This window comes from Rhodanobacter sp. UC4448_H15, assembly GCF_052978265.1.
Window position 1 is genome coordinate 3143157 of record NZ_CM129665.1, and the last position, 15445, is coordinate 3158601.

Genomic DNA, 15445 nt, shown 5'->3' on the forward strand with positions numbered 1-15445 from the left:
GCGGGCGGTGCCCGCCCTACGCGCGATGCTCTTCTTTGCGTGACGAAAGGTATCGCGCACGACCGAAGGAAGTCCCTTGTGGACAGGGTGCGCTCCTACAGAAACGAGGCGGATCGTAGGGCGGGCAATGCCCGCCATCGTCATATCGCGGAACGGTCGGTCGGCGGGCGGTGCCCGCCCTGCGATGTGTTCGGGCGGTGTCAGGAACCGGCCGGATGCATCTGCATTACCAGCCGCGCCTCGTCGCGCGAGAGGCCGCAGCGGCTCACCAGCTGGTCGAGGTCGGCGCCTTCGCGGGCCAGTTGCTGGGCCAGCTCGTAGGACTGGCGGGTGGGCGGCGGTTGCTGCTCGGCGTGGCGGATCTGCCGTTCGACCCGGCCAAGCGCGGCAACCAGCATCGAGGTCGGCACGTCGGTGACGCCGTGGGCGGTGTCATGCACGACCTGTTCGACGCGTTGCTGCAGCTGCAACGAGTGTTGCCACAGCCGGTACAGCACGGCGCACTGGACCAGCGCCAGCACCAGCAGCACCCCCATCCCGATCTCAAGCCACATGGCCCGCTTCTCCCCCCAGTCGACACAACCGACATACATCAAGCAGGGCCACGAATCCACCCTGCCATGACAGTACACCGGTGACCGGATCGTCGCGGCGGCTGGCGCGGCCCGGCGGCGGGGGTTCGATCTCGATGCCGTCGCTGTGCAGCAGCTCGCCGACCGCGCCCACGCGCAGGCCGACCAGGTGTTCGGCGTGGGCCAGCATCACGATGCGAACACTGGCCGGGTCGAGCGGCACATTCGCCACGCCCATGCGGCGCTGGCCATCGAGCACCGGCACGATGCGTCCGCGCAGGTGGCGCACGCCGAGCACGTCGGCGGCGGCGCCGGGCACGGGGGTGATGTCGCCGTCGCGGATCACCTCGTTCACCGCCGCCAGCGGCGCGGCATAGAGCTGCGTGCCGATGCGGAACGACAGCCAGTGCCCGGCGGCAGCGGCGGGTGCGCAGGCGGGCGCGTTCATGGGCAGGGTCCGGCAAGGTTGAACAGAGGCATGGCGCTCACCGATCCGGGCTCAGGTTGCGCGCGACCGGATGCGGCGCATCGGCCGGCACGGCGGGTGCGACCGCGGCAGGCAGCGGGTCGGCGGGATGGACGGCGATCACCGCGGGCACGACCGGCAGCAGGCCTGCCCCGCTGGCCGCAGCGGGTGCAGGCGCGGGTGCGGCAGCATTCGCGACAGGCGCCGCGGCCGGGCCGGCCAGCTCGCTCCATCGCTGCGCATCGAGCTGCTCGCGCGGCTCGCCCGTGCGCTCGTTCATCACCACCACCAGCACGCGACGGTTCTGGTTGCGGCCTTCGGCGGTGTCGTTGGTGGCCAGCGGACGCACCTCGCCCCAGCCGATGATGCCCAGCCGGTCGGGTGCCACGCCCGTCATCGCGAACAAGCGCGCCACGCTGGCCGCGCGCGCGGCGGAGAGCTCCCAGTTGGACGGATATTGCGCGGTGCTGATCGGCACGTTGTCGGTGAAGCCTTCCACGCGCAATGCGTTGGGGAAGCGGGCCAGGATGCCGGCCAGGTTCTCCAGCACGGCGTTGGCCGAGGTGGAAAGCTGTGCCACGCCGCTGGGGAACAGGATGTCGGTGCGGATCTCGATCTCCAGCCAGTTCGGCGTGTGGCGCACCACCACCAGCTTGCGGTCGATCAGCGGCTGCAGCGCCTTGCGTACCTGGTTCTCGATGTCGTGCATGCTTTGCGCGCCGCCGCGTCCCGGCGCCGGCGGGCGCAGCAGCGGCAACGGCAGCGTCACCGGGTTGCTGCGGTTGACGGAATGGCGGATCGGCACGGCCGCGGCCGGCTGGCGCTGGCCTTCCGACGCGGGCGGCGGCGCGATCACCTGGCTGTTGCCGTTGAAGGCCTGCAGCAGCGATTCGGACATCACGCGGAACTTGCCCTCGTTGACCACCGACACCGCGTACATCACCACGAAGAAGGCCAGCAGCAGGGTCATCAGATCGGCATAGGGGATCGCCCACGCCTCGTGGTTCTGGTGCTCTTCGTGGCGATGCCGCCTCACGCGACGTAACCCTGCAGGCGCGCTTCGATCTGGCGCGGGTTGTCGCCCTGGGCGATCGAGACCAGGCCTTCGACCAGGATCTCGCGCATCTGCGACTGCTTGCCCACCAGGCTCTTCAGCCTTGCGGCCATCGGCAGCATGAACAGGTTGGCCAGCGCCACGCCGTAGATCGTCGCCACGAAGGCCGCGGCGATGCCGTGGCCGAGCTTGCTCGGATCGGCCAGGTTCTGCATCACCGCCATCAGGCCCATCACCGCGCCGATGATGCCCAGCGTGGGCGAGTAGATGCCGGCGTTCTCGTAGACCTTGGCGCCGGCCAGGTCGATCGCCTCGCGCGTGTCCATGTCCACTTCCAGCACGCTGCGGATGGTGTCCGGCTCGCCGCCGTCGACCAGCAGTTGCAGGCCCTTGCTGACGAACGGGTCGCTCTCGGACTCGATCTGCGGCTCCAGCCCGAGCAGGCCCTGGCGGCGCGAGATTTCGCTCCAGCCCACGATGCGGCTGATCAGGTCGCGCGGCTCGTGCCGCGGCGGACGGTAGATCAGTTTCATCATCTTGAGCGCGTGTTTCATCACCGCGCCCTGGTTCTGCACCAGCAGCGCGGCCAGCGTGCCGAAGAACACGATCACGAACGCGGCCGGGTTCCACAGCGCTTCCACGGTGGAGCCCTTGAGCACGGTGCCCATCACGATCACCACGAAGCCCAGGATGGTGCCGATGATGCTGATTCTGTCCATGCGGTCAGACTTCCTTCTGCAGCGAGGCGGAACAGCTGTCGGCCGCGGCGACCAGGCCCGCCAGGTCCATCACCAGCGCCAGCCGTCCGTCGCCGGTGACGGTGGCGCCGGCGATGCCCGAGGCGTCGGCGAACAGCGGGCCGAGCGGCTTGACGATGACGTCCTCGCGCCCGCGCACCTCGTGCACCAGGCAGCCGAGGCGCTGGTGGCCGATGTGCAGCACCACCACGTGGCGGCCGGCACCGGCATCGGTGCCCACCCAGCGCGCGAGATCGGTCAGCGGCAGCGCGCGGCCGCGGTGCTCGGCGACCAGGCGGCCGTCCAGCTCGCGATCCTGGCCGTCGGCCAGTTCGAACACTTCCTGCACGTTGCCCAGCGGCAGCGCCAGCAGGCGGCCGGCCACGCGCACCATCAGCACGCGCAGCACGGCGAGGGTCAGCGGCACGGTCAGTTCCAGCTCGCTGCCGTGGCCCAGCCGCGACTGCACGCGCAAGGTGCCGCCCAGCTCGGCCACGCGGGTCTTGACCACGTCCATGCCGACGCCGCGGCCGGAGATGTCCGACACTGCCGCGGCGGTGCTGAAGCCGGGGCGGAAGATCAGTTCATAGCACTCGGCGTCGCTCAGGCGGGCGGCCTGGGCATTGTCCAGCAGGCCCTTCTCGACCGCCTTGCGGCGCAGGATGTCCGGGTCCATGCCGTGGCCGTCGTCGCTGACCGCGATCACGATGCGCTCGCCGCGCTGACTGGCGGAAAGCACGATGCGGCCCTTGCGCGGCTTGCCGTTGCGCTCGCGTTCGTCCGGCATTTCCACGCCGTGGTCCAGTGCGTTGCGCAGCAGGTGGATCAGCGGGTCGGCCAGCGCTTCGACCAGGCTGCGGTCGAGGTCGGTGCCCTCGCCTTCCAGCACCAGTTCGACCTCCTTGCCGAGCTGGCGCGCGAGGTCGCGCACGATCCGCGGGAAGCGCTGGAACAGGCGTCCGACCGGCTGCATGCGCATGCCCATCGCCGCGCCCTGCAGCGCGTCGGTGACGCGATCGAGTTCGCCGGCGGTGGTGGCCAGCGATTCGTCGCCGAGGCGCGCGGCCAGGCTGAGCAGGCGGTTGCGCAGCAGCACCAGTTCGCCGGCGTGGTTGACCAGCAGGTCGAGTCGCACGGTGTCCACCCGCACCGAGTGATCCGCCGCCGCGGCCGGACGCGCCGGGGCGGCGTTCGCCGACGGCGCGGTCGTTGCGGGCGACGGTGCAGGTGAAGGTGAAGGTGCGGCAGGCTGGCCCGGCTTGCCGTGCAGGCTGTCGAGCAGGGCCTCGAACTCGTCGTCGTCGATGCCGGCCGGCGACGCGGCGGGAAGCGGGGCCGGCGCGACGGTGCCGGGGGCGGCGGTGCCGTACAGGGTGTCCAGCAGCGCCTCGAATTCGTTGTCGTCGATGGCGCCGGCTTCGGCAGGCGCCGCGGCCGGCGGCGGCGCGGCCACCGGTGCCGGCGCCGCGGCGTGCGGCGTGAGCGCCTGCAGCAGGGCCGGCGGCGGCATCGCCATCGCGCCGCCGTCGCTCACCGCGGCCATCATGTCGTTGAGCAGGTCCAGCGCCTGCAGCAGGCCGTCCATGTGGGCGGCGTCCAGCGCGACCTTGCCGTTGCGCGCCTCGTTGAGCAGATCCTCGGCGTGGTGGCACAGCACCACCATCGGCTCCAGCGCGAGGAAACCGGCGCCGCCCTTGACGGTGTGGAACGCGCGAAACACGGCGTTGAGCAGCTCGCTGTCGCGCGGCGACGTCTCCAGCGCCACCAGTTGCTCGCCGAGCCGCTGCAGCAACTCCCCGGCCTCGACCAGGAAATCCTGGCGCAGCTCGAGGTCGAATGCCGTGTCCATCGAGGCCATGTCCTCAGAATCCGAATTCGCTGAGCAGGCGGTCGGCCTCCTCCTGGCTGGAGACCTTGGCCGTGCTGGCCGGCAGGTCGCTGCCTGCCAGCGCGCCGGTCAGGCGCACCAGTTCCAGCAGGGTCGACTCGACCGAGCCGATGAAGTTGTCGACCTTCTTGATGCGTTGCCCGGTGAGGTCCTGCCACGACTGCGCCACCACCAGTTCGGCCAGCCCTTCGCGGCAGCCCTCGGCGAACATCACCGATTCGCGCGCGAGCACCGCGGAGGGCTCGTTGTCCTGCGACCACTTGAGCATTTCGGCGGCGTTGATGGTCAGCGCCTCGGCCTGCGGACGCATGCGCTCGGCGAAGTCGATGGTGCGGTGCGCGGCGTTGGCGCTCATCTCCAGCGCGTCCTGCAGGTACTGGCGCGCGTCGGCGACGTTGCCGGGGAAACCGTCCTGCGCCAGGTCGGTGCCCAGCCGGCGCACGGCGTCGTGCAGGTCGCGCGCGAGCTGGCCCAGCGCGCGGAACATGTGCTGCTCGCGCTGGCGCACGATGGCGTCCAGCGCCTGCTCGAACTCGGCGCCGTTCGGGCTGTTCAGCAGTTCGCGCAGTTCGGTCGGCAGGTCCTTGTCCATCGCCAGGGCGGGAGCGGCGGCGTTCATGCGGCCACCCCGCCGGCGGCGATGCGCTCGAAGATCTTGGTGAGTTTTTCCTTCAGCGTGACCGCGGTGAACGGCTTGACGATGTAGCCGTTCACGCCGGCCTGGGCGGCGGCGATGATCTGGTCGCGGTTGTTCTCGGCGGTGACCATCAGCACCGGCAGGCCCTTCAGCGACGCTTCCGCGCGGATCGCCTTGAGCAGGTCGATGCCGGTCATGTTGGGCATGTTCCAGTCGGTGACCACCAGGTCGAACGGCTGGCTGCGCAGCATCGCGATCGCGTTCTCGCCGTCGTCGGCCTCCTGGATCAGCGGGTTGCTGAAACCCAGCTCCACCAGCAGGTTCCTGACGATGCGCCGCATGGTGGAGAAGTCGTCCACCACCAGGATTTTCATGTTCTTGTCCAACGCTTCTCTCCACATGGGCCGTCAGGCGGCCCCTTGGTTTTGGTCCGTCCGGCCGCGGTCAGCCGCGCCAGCCGGAAAGTCGTGCGCGCAACCGGAGCACCGCCTGCCCGTGGATCTGGCACACGCGGGACTCGCTCACGCCGAGCACCGCGCCGATCTCCTTCAGGTTCAACTCCTGTTCGTAGTACAGCGACATCACCAGCTGCTCGCGTTCGGGCAGGCCGCTGATCGCCTCGGCCAGGTCCTCGCGCATGCCCTCGCGCTCGATGTTCTCCGACGGCCCGAGGCTGCCCTCGTCGGCCACGTCCATCACGCCGCCCTCGTCGCCGTCGTCCGACCCGGTGAGGCTGAGCAGCCGCACGCAGGCGGCATCGGCCAGCACCTGGTGGTATTCCTCGGCGCTGATGCCCAGCCGCCGCATCACCTCCTTCTCGTCCGCCTCCGCACCCGTCTCGACCTCGATCTGGCGGATCACCTCCGCCACCTCGCGGGTCTTGCGATGGACCGAGCGCGGCGCCCAGTCGGTGCGTCGCAGCTCGTCCAGCATCGCGCCACGGATGCGGATGCCCGCATACGTTTCGAAGCTCGCCCCGCGGTTCTGGGCGAAATTGCGCGACGCTTCCAGCAAACCGATCATTCCCGACTGGATCAGGTCGCCCACGTCCACGCTGGCCGGCAACCGCCCCATCAGGTGATAGGCGATCCGCCGCACCAACGGTGCATGCCGGCGTACCAGTTCGTCGGCACTTTCGCGGGAAACCTGCAGATACTCCGAAGCCACACTCATCTCGGCACCCCATCAGCCGTTGCGTTCCGGCCGCCAAAGAAGGCAATCCGGTCGAACACTGCGCGGTCCGTCTCCGCCCACTTATCGACCAGTTCCGCCAATTTCTTGAATGCCAGCGCCGAATGGCTCGACGGCCACACGTCGACGACGGCACATTGCCTGCGGATGGCCTGGCGCAGACGCTCGTCGTGCGGCACCCATCCACTGAAATCGATCACCACGTCCAGGAAGCGGTCGCTGACCCGCGCCAGCTTCTGGTGCAGCGCGCGCGCATCGCCCTCGTTGCGCACCATGTTGGCCACCATGCGGATGCGCCGCACGCCGAAATCGCGGCTGAGCACCTTGGTCAGGCCGTAGGCGTCGGTCAGCGAGGCGGGCTCGTCGCACACCACCAGGATCACGTCCGAGGCGGCGGCGGCAAACATGGTCACGTTGTCGGACAGGCCGGCAGCGGTGTCCACCAGCAGAAATTCGGGCGGGCGCGCCAGTTCGTCGAACGCGCGGATGATCGCCGCGTGCTCGCCGTTGTCGAGCTGCGCCAGCCGGCGCGCACCGGAGCCGGCCGGCACCACCTGCAGGCCGCGCGCGGCGGGCAGCAGCAGTTCCTCCAGCGTGCACTCGCCGTCGAGCAGGTGGCCGATGTGGCGCGAGGGGGTGAGCCCGAGCATCACGTCGACGTTGGCCAGGCCCATGTCGGCGTCCAGCAGCATCACCTCGCGGCCGGCGATGGACAGTGCCATCGCCAGGTTCACCGCGACCGTGCTCTTGCCCACGCCACCCTTGCCGCCGGCCACCGCGATGGTGCGGCACGGCGGGCGTGCGGGCGCGCCGTTGCCGAACAGGGTGCTGGCCTGGTGACCCGGCGGCAGCGCGGCCGGCGGGGTCGCCGGGCCGGCGGCCATGCCCAGTGTCTGTTGCAGCCCGAAGGCCTGGTCCATTGCAGGTACTCCGCTCATGCGCTGGCTACCGCCAGTCCGAACCGGTCGGCCATCAGGCTATCGTCGGGAATGCCGGTCTTCAGCGATTGCGCCGCGCGGCACACCAGCACGCGCGCGTCGGCCACGCTGATGTCTTCCGGCACGCGCTGGCCGTCGGTGGTGTAGTCCAGTGCCAGCCGGCGCCGGATCAGCACCGACAGCGCGCCGCCCAGGTTGGGCGCTTCGTCGAGCTTGGTCAGGATGCAGGCCTGCGGCTGCAGCGGCAGGTAGGCGCGCACGGCGTCGTCCAGCGACTGTGCATGCGTGTTCGCCGCCAGCACCAGGGTGGCGCGCAGTTCATTGGCCTGGGCCAGGGTGTCCAGCTGCTGGTTGAGCCGGGGATCGTGGCTGGCCACGCCGGCGGTGTCGATCAGCACGGTGTGGCGATCGCGCAGGAGTTCCAGCACCTTGCGCAGGCTGTCGCCGTCGTAGGCCGGGTAGACGCGCACGCCGAGCAGGCGGCCGTAGTGTTCCAGCTGCGCGGCCGCGCCGATGCGGTAGTGGTCGGTGCTGACCAGGGCGACCTGGTCGGCGCCGTGGCGCATCACCGCGCGGGCGGCGAGCTTGGCGATGGTGGTGGTCTTGCCCACGCCGGTGGGACCGACCAGGGCGGTGACCATCGGCGCATCGTCGGCCAGCGCGCGGCCGCTCACCGCCAGGCGGCGGCTGAGCATGCCCAGCGGCAGGTAGCGCGCCTGCTCGGCATTGATCTGCTCGGGCAGGTCGTCGACCAGCAAACGCGCCACGTCGGGCTCGATGCCGATGCGGGTCATCTCGCGCAGCACCCGCGCGCGCAGCGGCTGGCGCCGCTCCAGGTCGTTCCAGGCGAGGCTGGACAACTGCACTTCCAGCATCTCGCGCATGCTGCCCAGCTCGTTGCGCAGGCGCGCCGTGTCCTGCGCGGCACGTTCCATCAGCGGCGCGGCCGCGGCACGCGCGGCGACCGGCGCGGCAGGCGTCGGCTCGACGCGCGGACGACGCGGCGGCGGCGGTGCCACCGCGGCACGAGGCGCGGGCGCCTCCGCGACCGGCGGCTGGCTGTTCGCCGCCGGCAACGGTGGTGGCGGTTCGGCCGGCGCACGCGCGGCACCCTGGCGCGAAGCCTCGCGCATCAGCGCTTCGTCGTAATCCAGCGCCGCGATGATCTCGATGCCCTCGGCAATCCGCCGCGTCGACAGGATCACCGCCTCGTCGCCCTGCTCCTCGCGCACCTCGCGCATCGCCTGGCGCATGTCGGGGGCTACGTAACGTTTGATTTTCATGGGTGCTCGCTTCGCTCGCGGGAATAGGGAATGGGGAATAGGGAATCGGCAGAAGCAGCCGCGTCGCGCTCGACAGCACGCGGCCTTCGCGATTTCCCATTCCCGATTTCAGTTTCGTGTGCGCGCATTTCCTATTCCCTATTCCCTATTCCCGGCGTTGGGGCGCTAGCGCCCCAGCGCTTGTACCAATCGCACCCGACGGTTGTCGGGCACCTCGTTGTAGGCCAGTACGTGCAGGTTCTGTGCCACATGGCGGGTGAAGCGCGCGAGCCATGGCCGCAGCGGTGGCGCAACCAGCAATACCGCGGGTTCGCCGCTCATCTCCTGGCGCCGCGCGGCGTCGGCCACGCTCTGCTGCAGGCGGTCGGCCAGGCCCGGTTCCACCGCGGCTCCGGCCACGCCGCCGCCGCCGGAAAGCGAGCCGAGCAGGATCTGTTCGAGCTCCGGCGCCAGCGTGATCACCGGCACCTCGGTACCCAGCCCGGTGATCTCCTGCACGATCTGCCGGCCCAGCGCGACGCGCACGGCGGCGGTCAGAACGCCGGGATCCTGACTCTGCCCGGCGTGCTCCGCCAAGGATTCGACGATGCTGCGCATGTTGCGGATCGGCACCCGCTCGGCCAGCAGGTTCTGCAGCACCTTGACCACCACGCCCAGCGACAGCCGCTTGGGCACCAGGTCCTCGACCAGCTTCGGCGCGTTGGCGGCGAGCCGGTCCAGCAGTTGCTGCACGTCCTGGTGGCTGAGCAGTTCGTGCGCGTGGCCCTGCAGGATGTGCGACAGATGCGTGGCGATCACCGTGGCCGGGTCGACCACGGTATAGCCGTAGCTTTGCGCCAGCTCGCGCTGGCCGCTCTCGATCCACACCGCCTCCAGCCCGAATGCCGGGTCCTGCGTGGCGATGCCCTGCAAGGTGCCGTGCACCTGGCCCGGATTGATCGCCATCAGGCGGTCGTTGTGCACCTCGGCCTCGCCCATCGGCACGCCCATCAGGGTGATGCGGTAGGTGTTGGGGCCGAGGTCCAGGTTGTCGCGGATATGCACCGCCGGCACCAGGAAACCGAGTTCCTGCGACAGCTTGCGGCGCACCGACTTGATCCGCCCCATCAGCTCGCCGCCCTGGTGGGTGTCGACCAGCGGGATCAGCCGGTAGCCCACTTCCAGGCCCAGCGGATCGACGCTGGCCACGTCCTCCCAGCCCAGCTCCAGCCGCTCGGTCGGTGCGGCCGCCACCGGCGCCTCGGCTACCGACTCGGCCAGCCGCTCGCGCGTCTCGCGCTCGCGCTTGAACAGCAGCCAGGCGATGCCGCCGCAGATGCCGCCCAGCAGCAGGAAGGCCACGTTCGGCATGCCCGGGATCACGCCCATCACGCCCAGCACCACCGCGGCCACCGCCAGCGCGCGCGGCTGGCCGAACACCTGGCCGATCACCTGCTTGCCCATGTCCTGCGATTTGGACACGCGCGTGACGATCACCGCCGCGGCCACCGACAGCAGCAGCGCCGGCACCTGCGCCACCAGGCCATCGCCGATGGTGAGCAAGGTGTAGGTGCGCGCCGCCTCGCTGGCGGACAGGCCGTGCTGCATCACGCCGACGAAGAACCCGCCGACGATGTTGATGAACAGGATCAGGATGCCGGCGGTGGCGTCGCCGCGCACGAACTTCGAGGCGCCGTCCATCGAGCCGTAGAAGTCCGCCTCCTCGCGCACTTCCTGGCGCCGCTCGCGCGCCTGCTCCTGGGTCAGCAGGCCGGCGTTGAGGTCGGCGTCGATCGCCATCTGCTTGCCGGGCATGGCGTCCAGGGTGAACCGCGCGGTCACCTCCGATACGCGGGTGGCGCCCTTGGTGATCACCACGAAGTTGATCACCACGATGATGGCGAACACCACCAGGCCCACGGCGAAATTGCCGCCGATGACGAACTCGCCGAATGCCTCGATCACCTTGCCGGCGGCGCCGGGGCCGTCGTGGCCGTGCAGCAGCACCACGCGGGTGGAGGCGATGTTGAGCGCCAGCCGCAGCAAGGTGGCCATCAGCACCACGGTGGGGAACGCGGCGAACTCCAGCGGCCGCATCACGTAGACCACGGCCAGCAAAATCACCAGCGACAAGGCGATGTTGAAGCTGAACAGGATATCCAGCAAAAACGGCGGCATCGGCAGCATCAGCATGCCCAGCATCGCCAGCACGATCACCGGCGCGCCAACACCCCGTCGCGCGAGGTGTCTGAAATTGCCCAGTACGTCTGCACCCGTCATCGTTTTGACTCGTCACGCATCGCGGTAGGGGCCCATCAGGTCAGGATCGACCTCGGGGTTGGGTGCGGCCGGCGGGCTCTCGCCCTGCGCCGCGGCTTGCTTGAGCTGGTAGACCCAGGCAAGCACCTGGGCCACCGCGACAAACAGCGAAGCGGGGATTTCGCGGCCCAGTTCAGTCGTTGCATACAAGGCACGTGCCAACGGCGGCGCTTCCACCACCGGGATGCGGTGGCTGGCCGCCACCAGGCGGATCTGCGCGGCCAGCACGTCGACGCCCTTGGCGATCACCCGCGGCGCGCCCATGCGGCCATCGTCGTAGCGCAGCGCCACCGCGAAGTGGGTGGGATTGACCACCAGCACGTCGGCGCGGGGCAGGTCCTCCATCATGCGGCGGCGCGCCTGCGCCTGCTGCACCTGGCGGATGCGCCCCTTCATCTCGGGGTTGCCCTCGCTCTCCTTCATCTCGTCCTTGATTTCCTGCTTGGTCATGCGCAGGTTCTTCGCGTGGTCGAACTTCTGGTACAGCGCATCGATCGCACCGATCAGCGCCAAGATCACGCCGAACCACAACGCGGCACGCCCGAGCAGCCCGATCGACTGCGCGATGCCGGCCGCCACCGAGCCGCGCCCGGTGGCCTGCAGTTCGCCCTGCCAGTGCTGCAGCACCAGCGCCAGCACGCCACCGATGAACAACAGCTTGAGCAGTGCCTTGCCCAGTTCCACCAGGCCGCGCAGCGCGAAGATCTTGCCCAGCCCCTTGATCGGGTCGAGCCGCTCGAACTTCGGTTGCAGCGCCTCGGTGCTGAAGTTCAACCCGCCCAGCAGCAGCGGCCCGGCCAGCGCGGCCAGCAAGGTGGCGATGGCCACCGGCGCGAACAGCAGCAGCGCCTCGTGCATCGCCGCGTGCAGCGCACTGCCGGCCAGCGCGTCGGTGAACAGCGCATCGCGCGAGTAGCCCAGGCCCAACGCAAAGATGCGCCGCGCATGCTCCAGGCCGCTCTGCCCGCTGCCCATCAGCGCCGCCACGCCGGCCAGCACCACCAGCGCGCCGGACAGGTCGCGCGATCGCGGAACCTCGCCCTTCTCGCGCGATTCGCGAAGTTTCTTTTCTGTCGGTTGTTCGGTTTTTTCCTGGTCGCTGTCGTCGGACATGGCGTCAGCTCCCCATCAATTCGCGCATCAGCGACCAGGCATCACCCTGCAACGCCTGGAACGCGCCGGGCAGGCTGCGCAGCGACAACCACAAGGCGATGAAGCCCAGCGACACGGTGATCGGAAAGCCCACCGCAAACAGGTTCATCGACGGCGCCGCGCGGCTGATCGCGGCAAAGCCGATGTTCACCACCAGCAGCGACGTCATCGCCGGCAAGGCCACCCGCACCGCACCGGCAAACAGCTCCGTGCCGAACGCCACCACCGCATGCAACGCATTGGCGCTGACCGCCGGCGTACCCGGCGGCAGGGCATGGAAGCTGTCGGCCAGCAGCGCGATCAGCTGCAAATGGCCGTCCATCACCAGGAACAGCAAGGTCACCAGCAACAGGTAGAACTGGCTCAGCACGGTGGACTGCCCGGCACCCGGGCTGACCACCTGGGCAAAGCCCAGGCTCATGCTCTGTGCCACCAGCTCGCCGCCGAACGACACCGCCTCGAACACCAGCTTCAGCACGAAACCCACCATCGCACCGATCACCACCTGCCCCGCCAGCGTAGCCACGCCCGCGCCGCTCAATGGATCGATCGTGGTCGGCGCCAGCGGTGCCAGCACCAGCGAGAGCACCACCACCACGCCCACGCGGATGCGCGCCGGGATCACCGTGGAGCTGAACACCGGCGCCACCAGGCACAGCCCGCTGACCCGCCCCAGCGACCAGAACAGGCTGCCCAGCCACGCCGGGAGCTGCGCCAGATCCAGCGCAGTCATCTGATCGCGCCCGGCAGGCTCTCGATCAGCTGCGTGGTGAACTGCACCAGCAGGCGCAGCATCCACGGCCCCGCCACCAGCGCCACCAGCGCCATCGCGATCAGCTTGGGGATGAAGCTGAGCGTCATCTCGTTGATCTGCGTCGCCGCCTGGATCACGCCGATGAGCAGGCCCACCGCCAGCGCGGTGAGCAGCAGCGGCGCGGCCACCAGCATCGCCACGTAGAGCGCATGCTGGCCGAGTTCCATGATGGATTCGGGGGTCATGGACGGGGTCCTGCGGCGTGGTTCGCCGATGGCGCGACTCGCTTCGCCCCTGTAGGAGCGTGCTCGCGCGCGATGCTCTTGGTTCCAGCCAAGGCGAAGAGCGGCTGATCGCCTGCACCTGTAGGAGCGCACCTTGTGCGCGATGTTTTTGCCCTTGGTGGGGGTGCAATCAAAAGCAAGAGCGGTCGATCGCCTTCGGCGACCGAGTCACTTTTCTCTTGCGTGGCCGAGAGAAAAGTAACCAAAAGAGAAGGCCACCCCGCTTGGCGCTTGTTGGGCATCCTGCCCAACAAGTCCGTGAGCCGGGGCCGGGCTTTTCGACAGGGCATCCTGCCCTGGCGAAAAGGAGTCGACATCCCTGTCGACTCCCGCTGCGCGGCCTGTCGTCCCCGACTCACCGCCGCACAGGGGCCCCGGGAGAGCAGCGGGCCATCGTGGCCCGCACTCGGTGATAAAGCGGAAAAGCAAAAACCAGAGCCGGAGCCAGAGCAGATCCCAGGTTCGCCGCAGCGCTGCTCTTGATCTGGCCGTTCTGAAAAGTGCGGGCCAGGATGGCCCGCTGCTCTACCCGGGGCCCCTCTGCAGCGGCGGGCGGGCGTAGGAAAGCCCGCAGGGTGGTTCGCATGGATGCGAACCAGTTTGGCGTCAGGGCAGGATGCCCTGTCGACAAACCCCGTAGCCCGCACGCGGACCTGATGGACAGGATGTCCGTCAGGCGCGAAAGCGGGGTGGCCTTTCTCTTTGGTTACTTTCTCTTGACTCCGGGCATCCATGCCCTCCGCCCTTCGGGCCAGCTTCGCTGTTCGCGCACGCTCCTGCGTGCGCGTGGCCACGCAAAGAGAAAGTGACTCGGCTGCCGCAGGCAGACGAAAGCTCTTGCCTTTGAATGCAACAAGCGCAAGAGCATCGCGCACAGGGTGCGCTCCTACAAAGTAGCCAGAGCCCACGGCGGTCGGCGAACACGCGCTCACGTGTAGAAACTCCCGGCCAGTGTCCCCAGCAACAGCGTCCAGCCATCCACCAGCACGAACAGCATGATCTTGAACGGCAGCGAGATGATCATCGGGGAGACCATCATCATGCCCATCGACATCAGCACGCTGGCCACCACCAGGTCGATGATCAGGAACGGGATGAACAGCAGGAAGCCCATCTGGAACGCGGTCTTCAGCTCGCTGGTGAGGAACGCCGGCATCGCCACCTTGAACGGCACGTCGGCCTTGCTGGCATAGGGCTTCTCCTTGGCCAGGCGGGTGAACAGCTGAAGGTCGGCGTCGCGGGTCTGCTCGAGCATGAAATGCTTGAACGGTGCGGAGGCCGCCGGCAGTGCCTGCTCGGCGGTGATCTGGCCGTCCATGTAGGGCTTGATGCCGTCGTCGTAGGCGCGGGTGAGCACGGGCGACATCACGAACAGGGTGAGGAACAGCGCCAGCCCCAGCAGCACCTGGTTGGGCGGCGTGGACTGCGTGCCAAGCGCCTGGCGCAGGAAGCCGAGCACGATGATGATGCGGGTGAACGAGGTCATCATCAGCGCGATCGCCGGCAGCAGCGTCAGCGCCGTCATCAGCGCCAGCATCTGCAGCGACAGCGTCCAGCTCTGGCTGCCGTCGGCGGCCGGTTGCACGTTCACCAGCGGAATGCCCGGCGTGGCCGCCAGGGTGGCCAGCGGCAACAGCAGCAGCGCGCCGCCGATGATCCAGTGCCGCGCGCTCACGAGCGCACCTTCAGTCGCGCCAGCAAATCGCCGAACACGGGTTTGAGCGGCTCGTTCGATGCCGCCGGAACGATGTCGCGCGGCGCTTCGCCGTCGTAGACATGCAGGGTGCGCATGCCACCGGGGCCGGTGCCGATCAACAGCCGCTTGCCGTCCGCGTCCAGCAGCAGCAGGCGCTCGCGCGCGCCCACGGCGAACGATTCCACGCAGCGGATGCGCCGCCCGCCGCCGCCCGGCCGACGCTGCAACCGACGCGTCACCCAACCGGCGACGAGAATCATCGCGATGATCGCCACCAGGCTGACGATCACCCGCAGCAGTTCGCCGCCCACGTTGATGTCGGCGGCGGGCAACGCTGCCGGCGCCAGGGCCGCGACAATCCGATTCCCGATTGACTCGCCGCATCGGCGGCTCGCCCTGCGGGTCATCGGCTGCGCCGATGTTCGCTCCGGCATCCTGCCTGCGCGATCCGGTTTCACTGTCCTGAGCCTGTCGAAGGGCGAATTCACGGCGCTG

Annotated in this window: 16 protein-coding genes; all 16 read right to left on the reverse strand. The window is 69.1% G+C overall.

The features are described 5' to 3' along the window. Window positions 1–200: 200 nt before the first annotated feature. The 16 genes from ACVCMI_RS14570 to ACVCMI_RS14645 all read right to left on the reverse strand — a co-directional run bounded on the left by ACVCMI_RS14570 (window position 201) and on the right by ACVCMI_RS14645 (window position 15438). The gene (locus ACVCMI_RS14570; protein ID WP_447098344.1) at window positions 201–554 is read right to left on the reverse strand and encodes a DUF2802 domain-containing protein; all 354 of its coding nucleotides are present in this window, start codon (window positions 552–554) and stop codon (window positions 201–203) included. Further along, a complete protein-coding gene (locus ACVCMI_RS14575; RefSeq protein WP_447098343.1) occupies window positions 544–1020 on the reverse strand; it encodes a chemotaxis protein CheW in 477 nt (158 codons plus the stop codon). Before ACVCMI_RS14575 ends, ACVCMI_RS14570 begins: the two co-directional genes overlap by 11 nt. Window positions 1021–1057: 37 nt before the next feature. Then, complete coding sequence (motD, locus tag ACVCMI_RS14580) at window positions 1058–2074, reverse strand: flagellar motor protein MotD (protein WP_447098342.1); 1017 nt, start codon at window positions 2072–2074, stop codon at window positions 1058–1060. After that, window positions 2071–2811: a flagellar motor protein gene (locus ACVCMI_RS14585; RefSeq protein ID WP_395119801.1), complete on the reverse strand. Its 741-nt coding sequence runs from the start codon at window positions 2809–2811 to the stop codon at window positions 2071–2073. The genes motD and ACVCMI_RS14585 overlap by 4 nt, the downstream gene beginning before the upstream one ends. Before the next feature lie 4 nt (window positions 2812–2815). Further along, a complete protein-coding gene (locus ACVCMI_RS14590) occupies window positions 2816–4678 on the reverse strand; it encodes a chemotaxis protein CheA (RefSeq protein WP_447099437.1) in 1863 nt (620 codons plus the stop codon). Between the two features lie 13 nt (window positions 4679–4691). Beyond that, window positions 4692–5336: a protein phosphatase CheZ gene (locus ACVCMI_RS14595; protein ID WP_447098341.1), complete on the reverse strand. Its 645-nt coding sequence runs from the start codon at window positions 5334–5336 to the stop codon at window positions 4692–4694. Next, window positions 5333–5740, reverse strand: coding sequence for a chemotaxis response regulator CheY (gene cheY / locus ACVCMI_RS14600; protein WP_395119803.1), 408 nt, complete (start codon window positions 5738–5740; stop codon window positions 5333–5335). Before cheY ends, ACVCMI_RS14595 begins: the two co-directional genes overlap by 4 nt. A 58-nt stretch (window positions 5741–5798) precedes the next feature. Next, window positions 5799–6527 (reverse strand): RNA polymerase sigma factor FliA, encoded by a 729-nt coding sequence (locus ACVCMI_RS14605; protein WP_395119804.1) that lies wholly within the window; start codon window positions 6525–6527, stop codon window positions 5799–5801. Then, complete coding sequence (locus ACVCMI_RS14610; protein ID WP_447098340.1) at window positions 6524–7465, reverse strand: MinD/ParA family protein; 942 nt, start codon at window positions 7463–7465, stop codon at window positions 6524–6526. The genes ACVCMI_RS14605 and ACVCMI_RS14610 overlap by 4 nt, the downstream gene beginning before the upstream one ends. A gap of 14 nt (window positions 7466–7479) precedes the next feature. Further along, window positions 7480–8766: a flagellar biosynthesis protein FlhF gene (gene flhF / locus ACVCMI_RS14615; RefSeq protein ID WP_447098339.1), complete on the reverse strand. Its 1287-nt coding sequence runs from the start codon at window positions 8764–8766 to the stop codon at window positions 7480–7482. Between the two features lie 165 nt (window positions 8767–8931). Beyond that, on the reverse strand, window positions 8932–11025 hold the full coding sequence (gene flhA, locus ACVCMI_RS14620) for a flagellar biosynthesis protein FlhA (RefSeq protein WP_395119807.1): 2094 nt from the start codon (window positions 11023–11025) through the stop codon (window positions 8932–8934). Window positions 11026–11037: 12 nt separating this feature from the next. After that, window positions 11038–12177, reverse strand: a complete 1140-nt coding sequence (gene flhB, locus ACVCMI_RS14625) for a flagellar biosynthesis protein FlhB (RefSeq protein ID WP_395119808.1) — start codon at window positions 12175–12177, stop codon at window positions 11038–11040. Window positions 12178–12181: 4 nt separating this feature from the next. Next, window positions 12182–12949 (reverse strand): flagellar biosynthetic protein FliR, encoded by a 768-nt coding sequence (gene fliR, locus ACVCMI_RS14630; RefSeq protein ID WP_395119809.1) that lies wholly within the window; start codon window positions 12947–12949, stop codon window positions 12182–12184. Continuing rightward, window positions 12946–13215 carry a flagellar biosynthesis protein FliQ gene (gene fliQ / locus ACVCMI_RS14635; protein ID WP_395119810.1) on the reverse strand — a complete coding sequence of 90 codons (270 nt, stop codon included), beginning with the start codon at window positions 13213–13215 and terminating at the stop codon, window positions 12946–12948. Before fliQ ends, fliR begins: the two co-directional genes overlap by 4 nt. A gap of 967 nt (window positions 13216–14182) precedes the next feature. Beyond that, window positions 14183–14911 (reverse strand): flagellar type III secretion system pore protein FliP, encoded by a 729-nt coding sequence (gene fliP, locus ACVCMI_RS14640; protein WP_395121227.1) that lies wholly within the window; start codon window positions 14909–14911, stop codon window positions 14183–14185. 14 nt (window positions 14912–14925) lie between these two features. Then, a complete protein-coding gene (locus tag ACVCMI_RS14645) occupies window positions 14926–15438 on the reverse strand; it encodes a FliO/MopB family protein (RefSeq protein ID WP_447099564.1) in 513 nt (170 codons plus the stop codon). Window positions 15439–15445: the final 7 nt, after the last annotated feature.